This is a genomic window from Streptomyces xanthophaeus (assembly GCF_000725805.1).
Classification (GTDB): domain Bacteria; phylum Actinomycetota; class Actinomycetes; order Streptomycetales; family Streptomycetaceae; genus Streptomyces; species Streptomyces xanthophaeus.
Genome location: NZ_KL647132.1, coordinates 107,799 through 121,118 on the forward strand (window position 1 = coordinate 107,799; position 13,320 = coordinate 121,118).

General features: G+C 70.8%; 14 protein-coding genes. 4 read left to right on the forward strand and 10 right to left on the reverse strand.

Annotated elements, in window-relative coordinates; genetic code table 11:
- Window positions 1-7 precede the first annotated feature (7 nt).
- The 7 genes from IO30_RS0129870 to IO30_RS0129900 all read right to left on the reverse strand — a co-directional run bounded on the left by IO30_RS0129870 (window position 8) and on the right by IO30_RS0129900 (window position 6,672).
- Complete coding sequence (locus IO30_RS0129870) at window positions 8-1,264, reverse strand: cysteine desulfurase (protein ID WP_031148087.1); 1,257 nt, start codon at window positions 1,262-1,264, stop codon at window positions 8-10.
- Complete coding sequence (gene sufC / locus IO30_RS0129875) at window positions 1,261-2,025, reverse strand: Fe-S cluster assembly ATPase SufC (RefSeq protein WP_031148089.1); 765 nt, start codon at window positions 2,023-2,025, stop codon at window positions 1,261-1,263. The genes IO30_RS0129870 and sufC overlap by 4 nt, the downstream gene beginning before the upstream one ends.
- Before the next feature lie 7 nt (window positions 2,026-2,032).
- Window positions 2,033-2,362, reverse strand: coding sequence for a bifunctional 3-phenylpropionate/cinnamic acid dioxygenase ferredoxin subunit (locus IO30_RS0129880; protein ID WP_031148091.1), 330 nt, complete (start codon window positions 2,360-2,362; stop codon window positions 2,033-2,035).
- Window positions 2,362-3,540: a Fe-S cluster assembly protein SufD gene (gene sufD, locus IO30_RS0129885; RefSeq protein ID WP_031148092.1), complete on the reverse strand. Its 1,179-nt coding sequence runs from the start codon at window positions 3,538-3,540 to the stop codon at window positions 2,362-2,364. Before sufD ends, IO30_RS0129880 begins: the two co-directional genes overlap by 1 nt.
- A 65-nt stretch (window positions 3,541-3,605) precedes the next feature.
- Window positions 3,606-5,021 (reverse strand): Fe-S cluster assembly protein SufB, encoded by a 1,416-nt coding sequence (gene sufB, locus IO30_RS0129890; RefSeq protein ID WP_031148094.1) that lies wholly within the window; start codon window positions 5,019-5,021, stop codon window positions 3,606-3,608.
- Window positions 5,018-5,779, reverse strand: coding sequence for a helix-turn-helix transcriptional regulator (locus IO30_RS0129895; RefSeq protein WP_031148095.1), 762 nt, complete (start codon window positions 5,777-5,779; stop codon window positions 5,018-5,020). The genes sufB and IO30_RS0129895 overlap by 4 nt, the downstream gene beginning before the upstream one ends.
- Before the next feature lie 101 nt (window positions 5,780-5,880).
- A complete protein-coding gene (locus IO30_RS0129900) occupies window positions 5,881-6,672 on the reverse strand; it encodes a formate/nitrite transporter family protein (protein ID WP_051859713.1) in 792 nt (263 codons plus the stop codon).
- Window positions 6,673-6,792: 120 nt separating this feature from the next.
- Here IO30_RS0129900 and IO30_RS0129905 point away from each other — a divergent pair, with 120 nt between their 5' ends.
- From IO30_RS0129905 to IO30_RS0129920, 4 genes are all read left to right on the forward strand, one after another.
- Window positions 6,793-7,719 carry an ABC transporter ATP-binding protein gene (locus IO30_RS0129905; protein ID WP_031148099.1) on the forward strand — a complete coding sequence of 309 codons (927 nt, stop codon included), beginning with the start codon at window positions 6,793-6,795 and terminating at the stop codon, window positions 7,717-7,719.
- Window positions 7,716-8,483 (forward strand): ABC transporter permease, encoded by a 768-nt coding sequence (locus tag IO30_RS0129910; RefSeq protein ID WP_031148101.1) that lies wholly within the window; start codon window positions 7,716-7,718, stop codon window positions 8,481-8,483. Before IO30_RS0129905 ends, IO30_RS0129910 begins: the two co-directional genes overlap by 4 nt.
- An 82-nt stretch (window positions 8,484-8,565) precedes the next feature.
- Window positions 8,566-9,699, forward strand: a complete 1,134-nt coding sequence (locus IO30_RS0129915) for a hypothetical protein (RefSeq protein WP_037895661.1) — start codon at window positions 8,566-8,568, stop codon at window positions 9,697-9,699.
- 25 nt (window positions 9,700-9,724) lie between these two features.
- On the forward strand, window positions 9,725-10,693 hold the full coding sequence (locus IO30_RS0129920) for a COX15/CtaA family protein (RefSeq protein WP_037895662.1): 969 nt from the start codon (window positions 9,725-9,727) through the stop codon (window positions 10,691-10,693).
- 26 nt (window positions 10,694-10,719) lie between these two features.
- Here IO30_RS0129920 and IO30_RS0129925 read toward each other — a convergent pair whose 3' ends face one another.
- From IO30_RS0129925 to IO30_RS0129935, 3 genes are all read right to left on the reverse strand, one after another.
- Window positions 10,720-11,841: an amidohydrolase family protein gene (locus IO30_RS0129925; protein ID WP_031148106.1), complete on the reverse strand. Its 1,122-nt coding sequence runs from the start codon at window positions 11,839-11,841 to the stop codon at window positions 10,720-10,722.
- Window positions 11,842-11,972: 131 nt separating this feature from the next.
- The gene (locus IO30_RS0129930; RefSeq protein ID WP_031148108.1) at window positions 11,973-12,335 is read right to left on the reverse strand and encodes a hypothetical protein; all 363 of its coding nucleotides are present in this window, start codon (window positions 12,333-12,335) and stop codon (window positions 11,973-11,975) included.
- A gap of 15 nt (window positions 12,336-12,350) precedes the next feature.
- Window positions 12,351-13,292, reverse strand: coding sequence for a heme o synthase (locus IO30_RS0129935; RefSeq protein WP_031148110.1), 942 nt, complete (start codon window positions 13,290-13,292; stop codon window positions 12,351-12,353).
- Window positions 13,293-13,320: the final 28 nt, after the last annotated feature.

Sequence of the window (13,320 nt, forward strand, 5' to 3'; positions counted from 1 at the left end):
GCCCCCCTCAGCCGAAGAAGTTCCGTACGTGCTCCAGCCCGTCGACCAGGGCGTCGACCTCGGCCGGAGAGGAGTACAGGTAGAAAGACGCTCGCGTGGTCGCAGGAATTCCGTAGCGCAGGCAGACCGGGCGCGCGCAGTGGTGACCCACGCGTACGGCGATGCCCTGCTCGTCCAGCACCTGGCCCACGTCGTGCGGGTGGATGTCGCCCAGCACGAAGGAGATCGCGGCTCCGCGGTCCTCGGCCGTGGTGGGGCCGATGATCCGCAGGTCGGGCACCTCGGCGAGGCGCTTGATCGCGTACTCCGTGATCGCGTGCTCGTGCGCGGCGATCTTGTCCATGCCGATCGCGGTCAGGTAGTCCACGGCCGCACCGAGGCCGACGGCCTGGGCGATCGGGGGCGTACCGGCCTCGAACTTGTGGGGTGCCGGGGCGTAGGTCGAGGCGTGCATCGACACGGTCTCGATCATCTCGCCGCCACCGAGGAACGGAGGCAGGTCTTCCAGCAGCTCCTGGCGGCCCCAGAGGACGCCGATGCCGGTCGGGCCGCACATCTTGTGGCCGGTGAAGGCCACGAAGTCGGCGCCGAGCGCCTGCACGTCCAGCGGCATGTGCGGGGCGGCCTGGGAGGCGTCGATCAGCACGAGGGCGCCGACGTCCTGGGCGCGCCGCACGATCGCCTCGACCGGGTTGACCGTGCCCATGATGTTGGAGACCAGCGTGAAGGAGACGATCTTCGTCTTCTCCGTGATGACCTCTTCGATGTTGGACAGGTCGAGCCGGCCGTCGTCGGTCAGGCCGAACCACTTCAGCTTCGCGCCGGTGCGCTGCGCGAGCAGCTGCCACGGCACGATGTTGGAGTGGTGCTCCATCTCCGTGATGGCGATCTCGGTCTCGCGGTCGACCCGGTAGGGCTCGTCCGCCCAGCCGAGCATGTTCGCGACCAGGTTGAGCGACTCCGAGGCGTTCTTGGTGAAGATCACCTCGTCGCGGCTGGGCGCGTTGATGAAGGTGGCGACCTTGTCACGAGCGCCCTCGTACAGCGCCGTGGCCTCCTCGGCGAGCACGTGTACGCCGCGGTGCACATTCGCGTTGTGCCGCTCGTAGTACTCGTTCAGCGCGTCGAGCACCTGGCGCGGCTTCTGGGAGGTCGCCGCGTTGTCCAGGTAGACGATCTTCTTCCCGTCGTGGACCACACGATCCAGCAGGGGGAAGTCCTTGCGGATCGCCTCGATGTCGAGGAGGCCGGGCAGCTGTGTCACGCGGTCGCGCCACCCTTCACGTACTTGTCGTAACCCTCGGCCTCCAGCTGGTCGGCGAGCTCGGCGCCACCGGACTCGGCGATGCGGCCGTTCGCGAACACGTGCACGAAGTCGGGCTTGATGTAGCGGAGGATGCGCGTGTAGTGCGTGATCAGCAGGGTGCCGACCTCGCCGCCCTCACGGACCCGGTTGACGCCCTCGGAGACGACGCGCAGGGCGTCGACGTCCAGGCCGGAGTCGGTCTCGTCGAGGATCGCGATCTTCGGCTTGAGGAGCTCCAGCTGGAGGATCTCGTGGCGCTTCTTCTCACCGCCGGAGAAGCCCTCGTTGACGTTGCGCTCGGCGAAGGCCGGGTCCATCTGCAGCTGCTCCATCGCGGCCTTGACCTCCTTCACCCACGTGCGCAGCTTCGGCGCCTCGCCACGGATGGCGGTGGCCGAGGTGCGCAGGAAGTTGGAGACCGAGACGCCGGGGACCTCGACCGGGTACTGCATGGCGAGGAAGACGCCGGCGCGGGCGCGCTCGTCGACGGACATCTCGAGGACGTCCTCGCCGTCGAGGGTCACGGTGCCACCGGTGATGGTGTACTTCGGGTGACCGGCCAGGGAGTAGGCCAGGGTGGACTTGCCGGAGCCGTTCGGACCCATGATGGCGTGCGTCTCACCCTGCTTGACGGTGAGGTCGACGCCCTTGAGGATCTCGCGGGCGCCGTTCTCGGCCTCGACGGAGACGTGCAGGTCGTGGATTTCAAGCGTTGCCATGGATACCTCAGGACTCCTGGGTGAGGGAGGCGCGTACGTCAACAAGGACGCTGCCCCCTTCGATCTTTACGGGGTAAACGGGTACGGGGCGCGTCGCGGGCAGGCCGGACGGCTTGCCGGTGCGCAGGTCGAAGGCCGACCCGTGCAGCCAGCACTCGATCATGCAGTCCTCGACCTCGCCCTCCGAGAGGGAGACGTTCGCGTGCGAGCAGATGTCGTTGATCGCGAACACCTCCCCCTCGGTGGAGACGATGGACACCGGCGTGCCGTCCAGCTCCACCCGCTTGGGGGTGTCAGCCTCCAGCTCGCTCAGCGCACAGGCCTTGACGTAACTCATCAGACGGAACCCTGGAGCTCGGTCTCGATCTTGGAGAGCAGACGCTCTTCGATGTCGTCGACACCGATCTGCTGGACGAGCTCGGCGAAGAAGCCGCGCACGACCAGACGGCGGGCCTCGTCGGCCGGGATGCCACGGGCCTGGAGGTAGAAGAGCTGCTCGTCGTCGAAGCGGCCGGTCGCGGAGGCGTGGCCGGCGCCGACGATCTCGCCGGTCTCGATCTCCAGGTTCGGCACCGAGTCGACCCGCGCGCCGTCCGTGAGGACGAGGTTGCGGTTCATCTCGTAGGTGTCGGTGCCCTCGGCGGTCTTCTCGATGAGCACGTCACCGATCCAGACGGCGTGGGCGTCCTGGCCCTGGAGCGCGCCCTTGTAGACCACGTGCGACTTGCAGTGCGGCGCCTTGTGGTCGACGAGGAGGCGGTGCTCCTGGTGCTGGCCGGCGTCGGTGAAGTACAGGCCGAGGAGCTCGGCCTCGCCGCCGGGGCCCGCGTAGGTCACGCGGGGGTGGAGGCGTACGAGGTCGCCGCCGAAGGTGACCACGATCGACTTGAAGGTCGCGTCGCGGCCGACCAGCGCGTTGTGCTGGGAGACGTGGACGGCGGTGTCGTCCCAGTCCTGCACCGACACGACGGTGAGCTTGGCGCCGTCGCCGACGAGGAAGTCGACGTTGGCGGCGCGCACGCCGTCACCGGTGTGGTCGATGACGACGACGGCCTCGGCGAAGGCCTGGACGTCGAAGACGGTGTGGCCGAAGGTGGTGCCGCCCTCGCCGTGCAGCGAGACGCGCACGGGCTCGGTCAGGACGGCCTCCTTGGGCACGGTCACGACCGTGGCCTTGGCGAAGGACGTGAACGCCTGCGCGGCGACCCGGTCCACCGGGGTGCCGGCCTTGCCGATGCGCGCGTCGTCGCGCTCCACCGACTCGACGGTGACGCCCTCGGGCGCGTCGATCTGGGCCTTCATGGTGCCGTTGGCGACCGCGGTGCCGTCGTGCAGACCCTTGAGGCGGGCGAGCGGGGTGAACCGCCACTCCTCCTCGCGGCCGTGCGGGACGGGGAAGTCCGCCACGTCGAAGGACGGGGGCGCACTCATCCGGGTGGCGACGGTCGACTCGGCGGCCACCGCGATCGCGCCGGCGGTGGTGGAACCCGCCGGAATGTTCTGAGCCTCTGCCATGGCTGTCGTCTTGCTCTCTTCCTACGTCTAAGAATGTGCTGCGTGATGCCGGACGGTCGGGCCTACTAGCCGACCGAACCTTCCATCTGCAGCTCGATCAGCCGGTTGAGCTCCAGCGCGTACTCCATCGGGAGCTCGCGCGCGATGGGCTCGACGAAGCCGCGCACGATCATCGCCATGGCCTCGAACTCGGTCAGGCCGCGGCTCATCAGGTAGAAGAGCTGGTCGTCCGAGACCTTGGAGACGGTCGCCTCGTGGCCCATGGACACGTCGTCCTCGCGGACGTCCACGTAGGGGTACGTGTCCGAGCGGGAGATCGTGTCGACCAGGAGCGCGTCACACAGCACGTTGGACTTCGAGCCGTGCGCGCCCTCGCCGATCTCGACCAGACCGCGGTAGGAGGTGCGGCCGCCGCCTCGCGCCACCGACTTGGAGACGATGTTCGAGGAGGTGTACGGCGCCATGTGGACCATCTTGGAGCCGGCGTCCTGGTGCTGGCCCTCGCCCGCGAAGGCGATGGAGAGGGTCTCGCCCTTGGCGTGCTCGCCCATCAGGTAGACGGCCGGGTACTTCATGGTGACCTTGGAACCGATGTTGCCGTCGATCCACTCCATGGTCGCGCCCTCGTACGCCACGGCGCGCTTGGTGACCAGGTTGTAGACGTTGTTCGACCAGTTCTGGATGGTCGTGTAGCGGCAGCGGCCGCCCTTCTTCACGATGATCTCGACCACGGCGCTGTGCAGCGAGTCCGAGGAGTAGATCGGGGCGGTGCAGCCCTCGACGTAGTGGACGTAGGCGTCCTCGTCGACGATGATCAGCGTCCGCTCGAACTGGCCCATGTTCTCCGTGTTGATACGGAAGTAGGCCTGGAGCGGGATGTCGACCTTGACGCCCTTGGGGACGTAGATGAAGGAGCCGCCGGACCACACCGCGGTGTTCAGCGACGCGAACTTGTTGTCGCCGACCGGGATGACCGTGCCGAAGTACTCCTGGAAGAGCTCCGGGTGCTCCTTGAGCGCGGTGTCGGTGTCGAGGAAGATGACACCCTGCTCCTCCAGGTCCTCGCGGATCTGGTGGTAGACGACCTCGGACTCGTACTGGGCCGCGACACCGGCGACGAGGCGCTGCTTCTCCGCCTCCGGGATGCCGAGCTTGTCGTAGGTGTTCTTGATGTCCTCCGGCAGGTCCTCCCACGAAGCAGCCTGCTTCTCGGTGGAACGCACGAAGTACTTGATGTTGTCGAAGTCGATGCCCGAGAGGTCGGAACCCCAGTTGGGCATGGGCTTCTTGTCGAACAGCTTGAGGCCCTTGAGGCGGAGCTTCAGCATCCACTCCGGCTCGGACTTCTTCGACGAGATGTCGCGGACGACGTCCTCGGACAGGCCCCGCTTGGCAGCGGCGCCGGCCGCGTCGGAGTCGGCCCAGCCGTATTCGTAGGTGCCCAGGCCATCGAGCTCAGGGTGAGCAGTCTCCGTGGTCATGCGGGGTTCCTCCCGGCCGTACTTGCAGATACTGATGTGTCGGTCTGTGTGGCGCTCGCGCTTCGCGGAATGAACGTCGTGCACACCCCGTCGCCGTGGGCGATCGTGGCGAGGCGCTGCACATGCGTCCCGAGCAGACGGGAGAAGACCTCGGTCTCCGCCTCGCAGAGCTGCGGGAACTGCTCGGCCACGTGAGCGACCGGACAGTGGTGCTGACAGAGCTGTTCACCGCTGTGCGGACCGGGAGCGCTCTTCGCCGTAGCAGCGTACCCGTCCACGGTCAATGCCCTGGCGAGGGCCTCCGCGCGGCCTTCCGGGGGCGCCGCTTCCACGGCTGCCCGGTAGCCCTCGGCCTGCGTTTCCATCCTCGCCCGGGCGAAGGCGGCGACGGCCGCCTCGCCCCGCTCCCCGCCGCCGACGGACTGCGCGATCCAGCGCAGGGCGTCCGCGGCCAGGGTGTCGTAGGACTGGTCGAAGGCGTCGCGGCCGCAGTCGGTGAGCTCGAACACCTTGGCGGGCCGGCCCCGGGTGCGCGTGCCGTACACGCGCTGCTCACGGGATGCGACCACGTCGTCGGTGACGAGCGTGTCGAGGTGGCGGCGGACGGCGGCCTGGGTGAGGCCGAGACGCGCGGCGAGGTCGGCGACGGTGGACGGACCGTGGTCCAGGATCGACCGCGCGACCCGGTTGCGGGTTGACCGCTCCCCGGTCGCGAGCTCCCCCTGGGGGGTCTCGGTCTGCCGTTCGCCGTATTTCACAACGCCATTGTTGCGTAATTAGTCGAGCCCCGACAAGCCGTGACGGAGGCCACTCCTGGTGGCCTCCATCACTAAGGGTTACCTAATTTGTCTACGCAGAGTTATTCGGAGGGCATCGCTCCGCATTCCCTGTGAGCGCCCCCGGCGAACCAGTACACGGCTCCCACCAGCAATCCTCCGCCCACGACGTTCCCCGGGACGGTGAAGATCAGATTTCTGAAAAGGTCACCCAAACCGGCTGAGCCATCCAGGATCGCCAGGCTGAAAAGAGCCATATTGGCGACGCAGTGCTCGAATCCGACCGCCACGAACACCGCCACCGGGAGCCACAGCACGAAAATCTTGGCCGCATCGCCCCGGGCCCGGGTGAACATCCAGATCGCCAGGCAGACGAGCATGTTGCACAGGACCGCGCGCCAGAACAGCTGTCCCCCGCCCAGCGCCGTCTTCCCGTGGACCATCTCGGTGAGCATCGCCCGCGCCGAGGGCGACGAGAGGACACCCGAGGCGTGCACCATCGCACTGAAGGCGAAGGCGCCGACCAGATTTCCGCCCAGCGACAGGGTCCACGAGGAGAACAGGTCCTTCAGCCCGGTCCGCCCCGACAGCGCGCCGACCAGCATGACCATCACGTTGCTGGTGAAGAGCTGGGCCCCGGCGAACATCACGATGGTCAGGGCGACCGGGAAGACCGCGCCCTCCAGCAGCTTCACCGCCGCCGAGCCCTGGGCCACGAAGGGCGAGACCGCCACCAGCAGCAGCACCTCGCCGATGCCGATGTAGGCGCCCGCGAGCACCGCCGACACGAAGTAGCGCGGGGGGTGCCCCAGGTCGTGGGCCTTGTGCTCGGCCTGCCCCGAGGTGGCTTCGACGTTCTGAGCGATGCTGTCCACCCTTCGACGCTAGGGGCGCAGCGGCCTCCCGACGGCCCGAAAAGGTCATGAATGAGCGGGCCCGTGACCCTTCGACCCCGGGACCTAGGACCCCCTCCCCGCTCCGTAGACTGGGCCCCCATGAGCAACGACCCCGCCGTGGAGATCCGCGGACTGGTGAAGCGGTACGGACCCAAGACCGCGGTGGACGGCCTGGACCTCACCGTCCCCAGGGCCTCGGTCACCGCCGTCCTCGGTCCCAACGGCGCGGGCAAGACGACCACGGTGGAGACCTGCGAGGGCTACCACCGCCCCGACTCCGGCACCGTCCGCGTCCTCGGCCTCGACCCGGTCGCCCAGGCGGCCGCCCTGCGGCCCCGGATCGGCGTCATGCTCCAGTCCGGAGGCATCTACTCCGGCGTGCGCGCCGTCGAGATGCTGCGCCACACGGCCAAGCTCTACGCCGACCCCCTGGACGTGGACTCCCTGGTGGAGCGCCTCGGGCTCGGCAGCTGCGGCCGCACCACCTACCGCAGGCTCTCCGGCGGCCAGCAGCAGCGCCTCGCCCTCGCCATGGCCGTGGTCGGCCGCCCCGAGCTGGTCTTCCTGGACGAGCCCACCGCGGGCCTCGACCCCCAGGCCCGCCGGGCGACCTGGGACCTCGTACGGGAGCTGCGCGCCGACGGGGTCACCGTCGTGCTCACCACCCACCACATGGACGAGGCCGAGCAGCTCGCCGACGAGGTCGCCATCGTCGACGCGGGCCGGGTCATCGCCCACGGCAGCCCCGAGCAGCTGTGCCGGGGCGGCGCCGAGAACACCCTGCGCTTCACCGGCCGCCCCGGCCTCGACCTCGCCTCGCTGCTCAAGGCGCTGCCCGACGGCACCCAGGCCGCCGAGCTCACCCCGGGCGCCTACCGGGTCACCGGCGACGTCCACCCGCAGCTGCTGGCCACCGTCGCCTCCTGGTGCGCCCAGCACGGCGTGATGCCGGACACCCTCTCGGTGGAGCGGCACACCCTGGAGGACGTCTTCCTCGAACTGACCGGTAAGGAGCTGCGCGGATGAGCGCCGGCACGTTCACCCCCCGCCCGGGCGCGGCGCCCGTCTCGCGCATGATCGCCGCGCAGACGGCGCTGGAGACCCGGATGCTGCTGCGCAACGGCGAGCAGCTGCTGCTGACCGTGGTCATCCCGGCGCTGCTGCTGACCCTCTTCTCCACCGTGGACATCCTCGACACGGGTGCCGGGAAGTCCGTGGACTTCCTCGCCCCCGGCGTCCTGGCGCTCGCCGTGATGTCCACCGCCTTCACCGGCCAGGCGATCGGCACCGGCTTCGACCGGCGGTACGGGGTCCTCAAGCGGCTCGGGGCCTCCCCGCTGCCGCGCTGGGCGCTGATGGCCGCCAAGACCCTGTCGGTGCTGGTCACCGAGGTGCTCCAGATCGCCCTGCTCACGGTGATCGCCCTCGCGCTGGGCTGGTCCCCGCACGGCAACCCGCTGTCGGTGGCCTTCCTGCTGCTGCTGGGCACCGCCGCCTTCTCCGGGCTCGGCCTGCTGATGGCCGGCACGCTCAAGGCGGAGGTGACCCTGGCCGCCGCCAACCTGGTCTTCCTGCTGCTGCTGGTCGGCGGCGGGGTGATCGTGCCGCTGGAGAAGTTCCCGGACGCGGCGCAGTCCGTCCTGGGCCTGCTGCCCATCTCGGCCCTGTCCGACGGGCTGCGCGAGGTGCTCCAGCAGGGGGCCGCGCTGCCGTGGGGCGCCGCCGCGCTGCTGGCGGGCTGGGCCGTCCTCGGGCTGGGCGCCGCCGCGCGGCTGTTCCGCTGGGAATGAAACCCTTCCGCTGAGGTCCGCCTTCCCGCGACTATGAACGCGTCACCGTGAGGTGCGCGGACCACGACGCCGGGGGGCGGACATGGCGGAGCGAGAGGCTGTTCTTCGACTGGACGACCGGTGGGCGCAGGTCCGCTCCGGGGCCGTGCCCGCCGGGCCCGGGGAACGCGAACGGCTGCTGGACGAACTGATCGGGGCCCTGCGCTCCTGGCCCGCCGACCCCGAGTGCACGGCCCTGCTGGGGCTGCGCCTGGCGGACCGGGCCGCGCTGCGCTTCGCCGAGGGCGACCGGGCCGCCGCCCTCGCCACGATCGAGGAGGCGCTGCGCAGCTCCGAGCGGGCCGCGGCCTACGCCCCCGAGTTCGCCCGCTGGTACGGCCGCGGGCTGATCAACCACGGGGTCTGGCTGGCCTGGCCGCTGAGCGACGCGGCCCGGCTGCCCCGGCACCCGCTGGGGACGGCCGCCGGCGAGGGGCCCAGTGCCATGGAGCGGGCCGCGGGCGAGCGGGCCCGTGACCTGACCCGGGCCGCCGTCGAGGTGTGGGCGGGACTGGACCAGCGCGAGGCGGTCAACCGGCGGGGCCTCGCCCAGGCCAAGGTGTTCCTCGGGGACCGGCTCGCGGAGCTGGGCTTCGCCGAGGAGGCGGTGGCCTGGGCGGTCGACGCGGAGGCGGGTTTGCGGCACCTGCTGCTGTCGGACCCCGGCGGGCAGGAGTCCGCCGAGACCGAGGAGGCCCTGGACCACATCGGCCGCCAGCTGGAACTGCGCCTGCGCTTCCTGTCCTTCGACTCCCTGACCGGCTTGCGCGCGAGGGGTCTGCTGCCCGAACGGCTGCTGCCCCAGGCCGTGGTGGCCGCCCGGATCCAGGGGGTGGCCGAGCCGGGGATCGCTGCGGGGCTGGGCCTGGGGCCCGAGCAGGTCCGCACGATGCTGGAGGTCACTCCCTGGCGTGCGGTCTGGCGCGTGGAGGTGCGCGGACCTGACGGACTGTGGACCGTACCGGGCCTTTCCTGGCACAGCGCCACAGAAGTCAGAAATAGGACAGCTGGTGACGTAGGGGCTGAATTGGTGCGCGGTTTCGCGGAGTCGGCGGACTGCCCCCGCGACGGCGCCCCTTGGCGCGTCCGCGTGTGGTGGCACGAGGAGGGCGACCCCGCGGGCGCCAGGTTCAGCCGCGTGACGGGCCCCGATTCCGCTTCGGCCAACCCCTCGTGAAACTTTGCACAAGGCTCCGCCTACGATGGGTGCCGTGTTCAACCCATTCGCATACCTCGCAGGCCGCTGGACCCCGTCACCCCGGACCCTCCGGCGCGCCGCGTTCGCCGCGCTCTTCATGAGCGTGGCCATCGTCGTCACGGGCGGCGCGGTGCGGCTGACCGGATCCGGTCTCGGCTGCGACACCTGGCCCAAGTGCACCGACGACAGCCTGATCGCGACGCCCGCCCAGGGCTTCCACGGCGCCGTCGAATTCGGCAACCGGATGCTGACGTACGTGCTCTGCGCGGCCGTGGGCTGGGTCATCCTCGCGGCCCGCGCGGCCAAGCCCTGGCGCAAGGTGCTGACGCGGCTCGGCTGGCTCCAGTTCGCCATCGTCATGGCCAACGCCGTCCTCGGCGGCATCACCGTCATGACGGGCCTCAACCCGTACAGCGTGGCGGGGCACTTCCTGCTCGCCACCGCGCTGATCACGGTGACCACCCTGACCTGGCAGCGCACCGCCGAGGGCGACACCGCCCCCCGGCCGCGGGTGCCCGGTCCCGTGCGCAAGCTCTCGTGGGCCCTGCTCGCGACGGCCTTCGTACTGATCGCCGCGGGCACCGTGGTCACCGGCTCCGGGCCGCACGCGGGCGACAGCAGCGAGATCGCGCGGATGCCGTTCGACTGGGAGACCACCGCGCACGTGCACGCCGTCGCCGCCTGGATCGTGTGCGCGCTCGCCGTCGCGATGTGGCTGGTGCTGCGCGTGGTCGACGCCCCCACCGACACCCGGGCCCGCGCCCGTGACCTGCTGGTCGTCCTGCTCGCCCAGGGCGCCGTCGGCTACGTGCAGTTCGCCACCGAGCTGCCCGAGGTCCTCGTGGCCGCCCACATGCTCGGCTCGTGCCTGGTGTGGATCGCGGTGCTCCGCGTCGCGCTGAGCCTGCGCGAGCGGCCCGCCGGACGGGCCCCGGTCCCGGCACAGGGCGAACCCCGGCTGGTCACGGCCTGACCCCGGCCGGGACGGCCGGCGGGGGCTCAGCCGCCCCCGTCCAGCCGGTAGACGCGGCGGGCGTTGCCCGCGGCGAGCATGGCGGCCACCCGGTCCGCGTCCCGCCAGGACCAGGCCCCTTCCGCGACCCGGCCGCCCAGCACCTTGCCGAGCGCCTCGCGGAAGACCAGGGCCCCCACGGCGTGGAGTTCGGGCAGCCGCCCCGCACCGCTGGAGAACAGCAGCTTCCCGAACGGCGCCAGCTCCAGCAGTTCGGCCAGGACCGCCGCGGCCCCGGCCCCGGTCCGCCCCAGGGCCGCCCCGGCATCGGCGTGCACGTGCGGGAAGGCTGCCGCCAGGTGCGCCGCGTGCCGGTGGTACGGGTGGCCGCCGAGCAGCACCAGCCGCGTACCGAGGCCCGCGGTGGCCTGGGCGAAGTCCGTCAGCAGCCCGGGCCCGGCCGGGTCCGGCCGCTCCGCGGGCTCCCCCGGGCCGGTGTGCAGCTGGATCGGCAGCCCGGACGCCACCGCGCTCCACAGCAGGTGCCGCAGGAGTACGGGGTCCCGTAAGGCCCCGCCCCGGGACCGCCGGCCCAGCCACCGCCCGGCCGCCCCGCGCACCTCACCGGGTCCGGGCGGCTCGGCCGACAGGGCCGGGGCCAGGCCGCGCCCCGGGCCGGCGCCACAGGTGAAGGCCGCGGCCGAAGAGGCGGCGGCGTGGACCGCCCCGGCGAGGTTGGCGAGGAAGGCGGCCACGGTGCCGGAGGTGTCGGCGACCTGCTCGGCCAGCGGTTCCAGCCGCACGGCCTCGAAGGCCTCGGCCTCCCCGGCCAGCGCCAGCTCCCCGGGCCCCGTCAGGTCCCCCGGCGCCCCGGTGTCGACCAGGTAGGCGCCGACCCCGGAACCGCGCAGCAGGCGCCGCGCCACTTCGGCCGCGCCCAGCTCGCGCCGCCGGGCCAGGTAACGGGCGGGGGCACAGTGCGGTTCCAGGCCGAGCAGCGGCGGGCACCAGCGGCGCACCGCGAAGCCGGCCTGCGTGTCGAAGAAGGTCGTGCCCGCGGCGGGCGGGCCGGCCGAGCGGACCAGCTGGGCCTCGAAGGTGCCGAGACCCAGCTCCGTACGGAGCACTCCGTGGCAGTACTGGTCCACCAGGGGCGGCGTTTCGATCATCCGGGCATCCCGTTTGCGGACGTGAGGAAGGGGCTTCCACACGTCCTAACGGGTGAGCGGGGTGTGAGGTGTTGCTCGCGCTGTTGACCGAGCGGACCCCTCGTCCGGCGGACCGGCGCGGGGGACGCGGTTCAGGCGGCCGGGTTGGCCGGACCGCCCACTTGGATGCCCGCCATCCGCGTCCACTCGTACGGGCCGGTCCGCACGCGCGCGGCCAGCTCCCCGTCGAACTCCTCGTGGAGGGTGAGCCCGGCCTTCTCGGCGGCCAGCTCGGCCACCGCCCAGGTCGGGGCCACCAGATCGCCCCAGCCGCCGTCCGTGCCCACGAGGACGATCCGGGTGCCGGCCTGGCCGATGTGGGCGAGGTGGCCGTCGACGCCGCCGTGCTGCTCGGCGAACGCGCGGATCTGCTTGGCCAGCTTCGCGGCCTTGCGGTCCTGGCTCTTGTCGGTGGTGGTGTCTGCGGTGCCCGTGGTCTCTGCCATGAACGGCATGCTACCGGCGAGTAATCATCGGAGGAAGGGATCCACGGCCACGGCGACGAAGAGCAGCGACACATAGGTGATCGACCAGTGGAACAGCCGCATCTCCTTGAGCTTGCCGCCCGTCACGCCCGCCTTGGCCCGCGCGTGGAGCGCGTGCGCCTCCCACAGCCACCAGCCGCCGGCCAGCAGCGCGACCGAGGTGTAGAACCAGCCCGTGTACCCCAGCGGGGTCAGCAGCAGCGAGACCGCCACCATCACCCAGCTGTAGAGGACGATCTGGCGCGCCACGACCTGGTTGCCCGCGACGACCGGGAGCATCGGCACGCCGACGCGCGCGTAGTCGTCCTTCACCTTCATCGACAGCGGCCAGTAGTGCGGCGGCGTCCAGAAGAAGATGACGAGGAAGAGGATGACCGCGGCCCAGGAGACCTCGTTCTTGACCGCCGACCAGCCGATGAGCACGGGCATGCAGCCCGCGATGCCGCCCCAGACGATGTTCTGCGCGGTGCGGCGCTTCAGCAGCATCGTGTAGACCACGACGTAGAAGAGGAGCGCACCGAGCGCGAGGGCGGCCGACAGCCAGTTGATCAGCAGACCGAAGAACAGGGTCGAGACCACCCCGAGGGTGATGCCGAAGACCAGGCACTCGCGGGGACTGACCATGCCGGTCACCAGCGGGCGCTGCGACGTGCGGTCCATCAGCGCGTCGATGTCGCGGTCGATGTACATGTTCAGCGCGTTGGCGCCGCCCGCGGAGAGGTACCCGCCGAAGCAGGTCGCGAGGACCAGCCACAGGGAAGGGACACCTTGCTCGGCGAGGAACATCACCGGCACTGTGGTGATCAGCAGAAGTTCGATGATCCGCGGCTTGGTCAAAGCCACGAAAGCCATGACCCGGGCCCCGAACGGCCGGTGAACGGGGCTCGTCCCGAGCACCCCCGCTGGACGGGATTCGACGGCCGTCACACGCACCCCTGAGAGAGAATCCAGCAAG

Coding starts and splice junctions, on each gene's coding strand:
- sufC (WP_031148089.1), bottom strand. CDS start 2,025: ATGGCAACGCTTGAAATCCACGACCTGCACGTCTCCGTCGAGGCCGAG.
- IO30_RS0129880 (WP_031148091.1), bottom strand. CDS start 2,362: ATGAGTTACGTCAAGGCCTGTGCGCTGAGCGAGCTGGAGGCTGACACC.
- sufD (WP_031148092.1), bottom strand. CDS start 3,540: ATGGCAGAGGCTCAGAACATTCCGGCGGGTTCCACCACCGCCGGCGCG.
- sufB (WP_031148094.1), bottom strand. CDS start 5,021: ATGACCACGGAGACTGCTCACCCTGAGCTCGATGGCCTGGGCACCTAC.
- IO30_RS0129905 (WP_031148099.1), top strand. CDS start 6,793: ATGAGCAACGACCCCGCCGTGGAGATCCGCGGACTGGTGAAGCGGTAC.
- IO30_RS0129910 (WP_031148101.1), top strand. CDS start 7,716: ATGAGCGCCGGCACGTTCACCCCCCGCCCGGGCGCGGCGCCCGTCTCG.
- IO30_RS0129915 (WP_037895661.1), top strand. CDS start 8,566: ATGGCGGAGCGAGAGGCTGTTCTTCGACTGGACGACCGGTGGGCGCAG.
- IO30_RS0129920 (WP_037895662.1), top strand. CDS start 9,725: ATGGGTGCCGTGTTCAACCCATTCGCATACCTCGCAGGCCGCTGGACC.
- IO30_RS0129925 (WP_031148106.1), bottom strand. CDS start 11,841: ATGATCGAAACGCCGCCCCTGGTGGACCAGTACTGCCACGGAGTGCTC.
- IO30_RS0129930 (WP_031148108.1), bottom strand. CDS start 12,335: ATGCCGTTCATGGCAGAGACCACGGGCACCGCAGACACCACCACCGAC.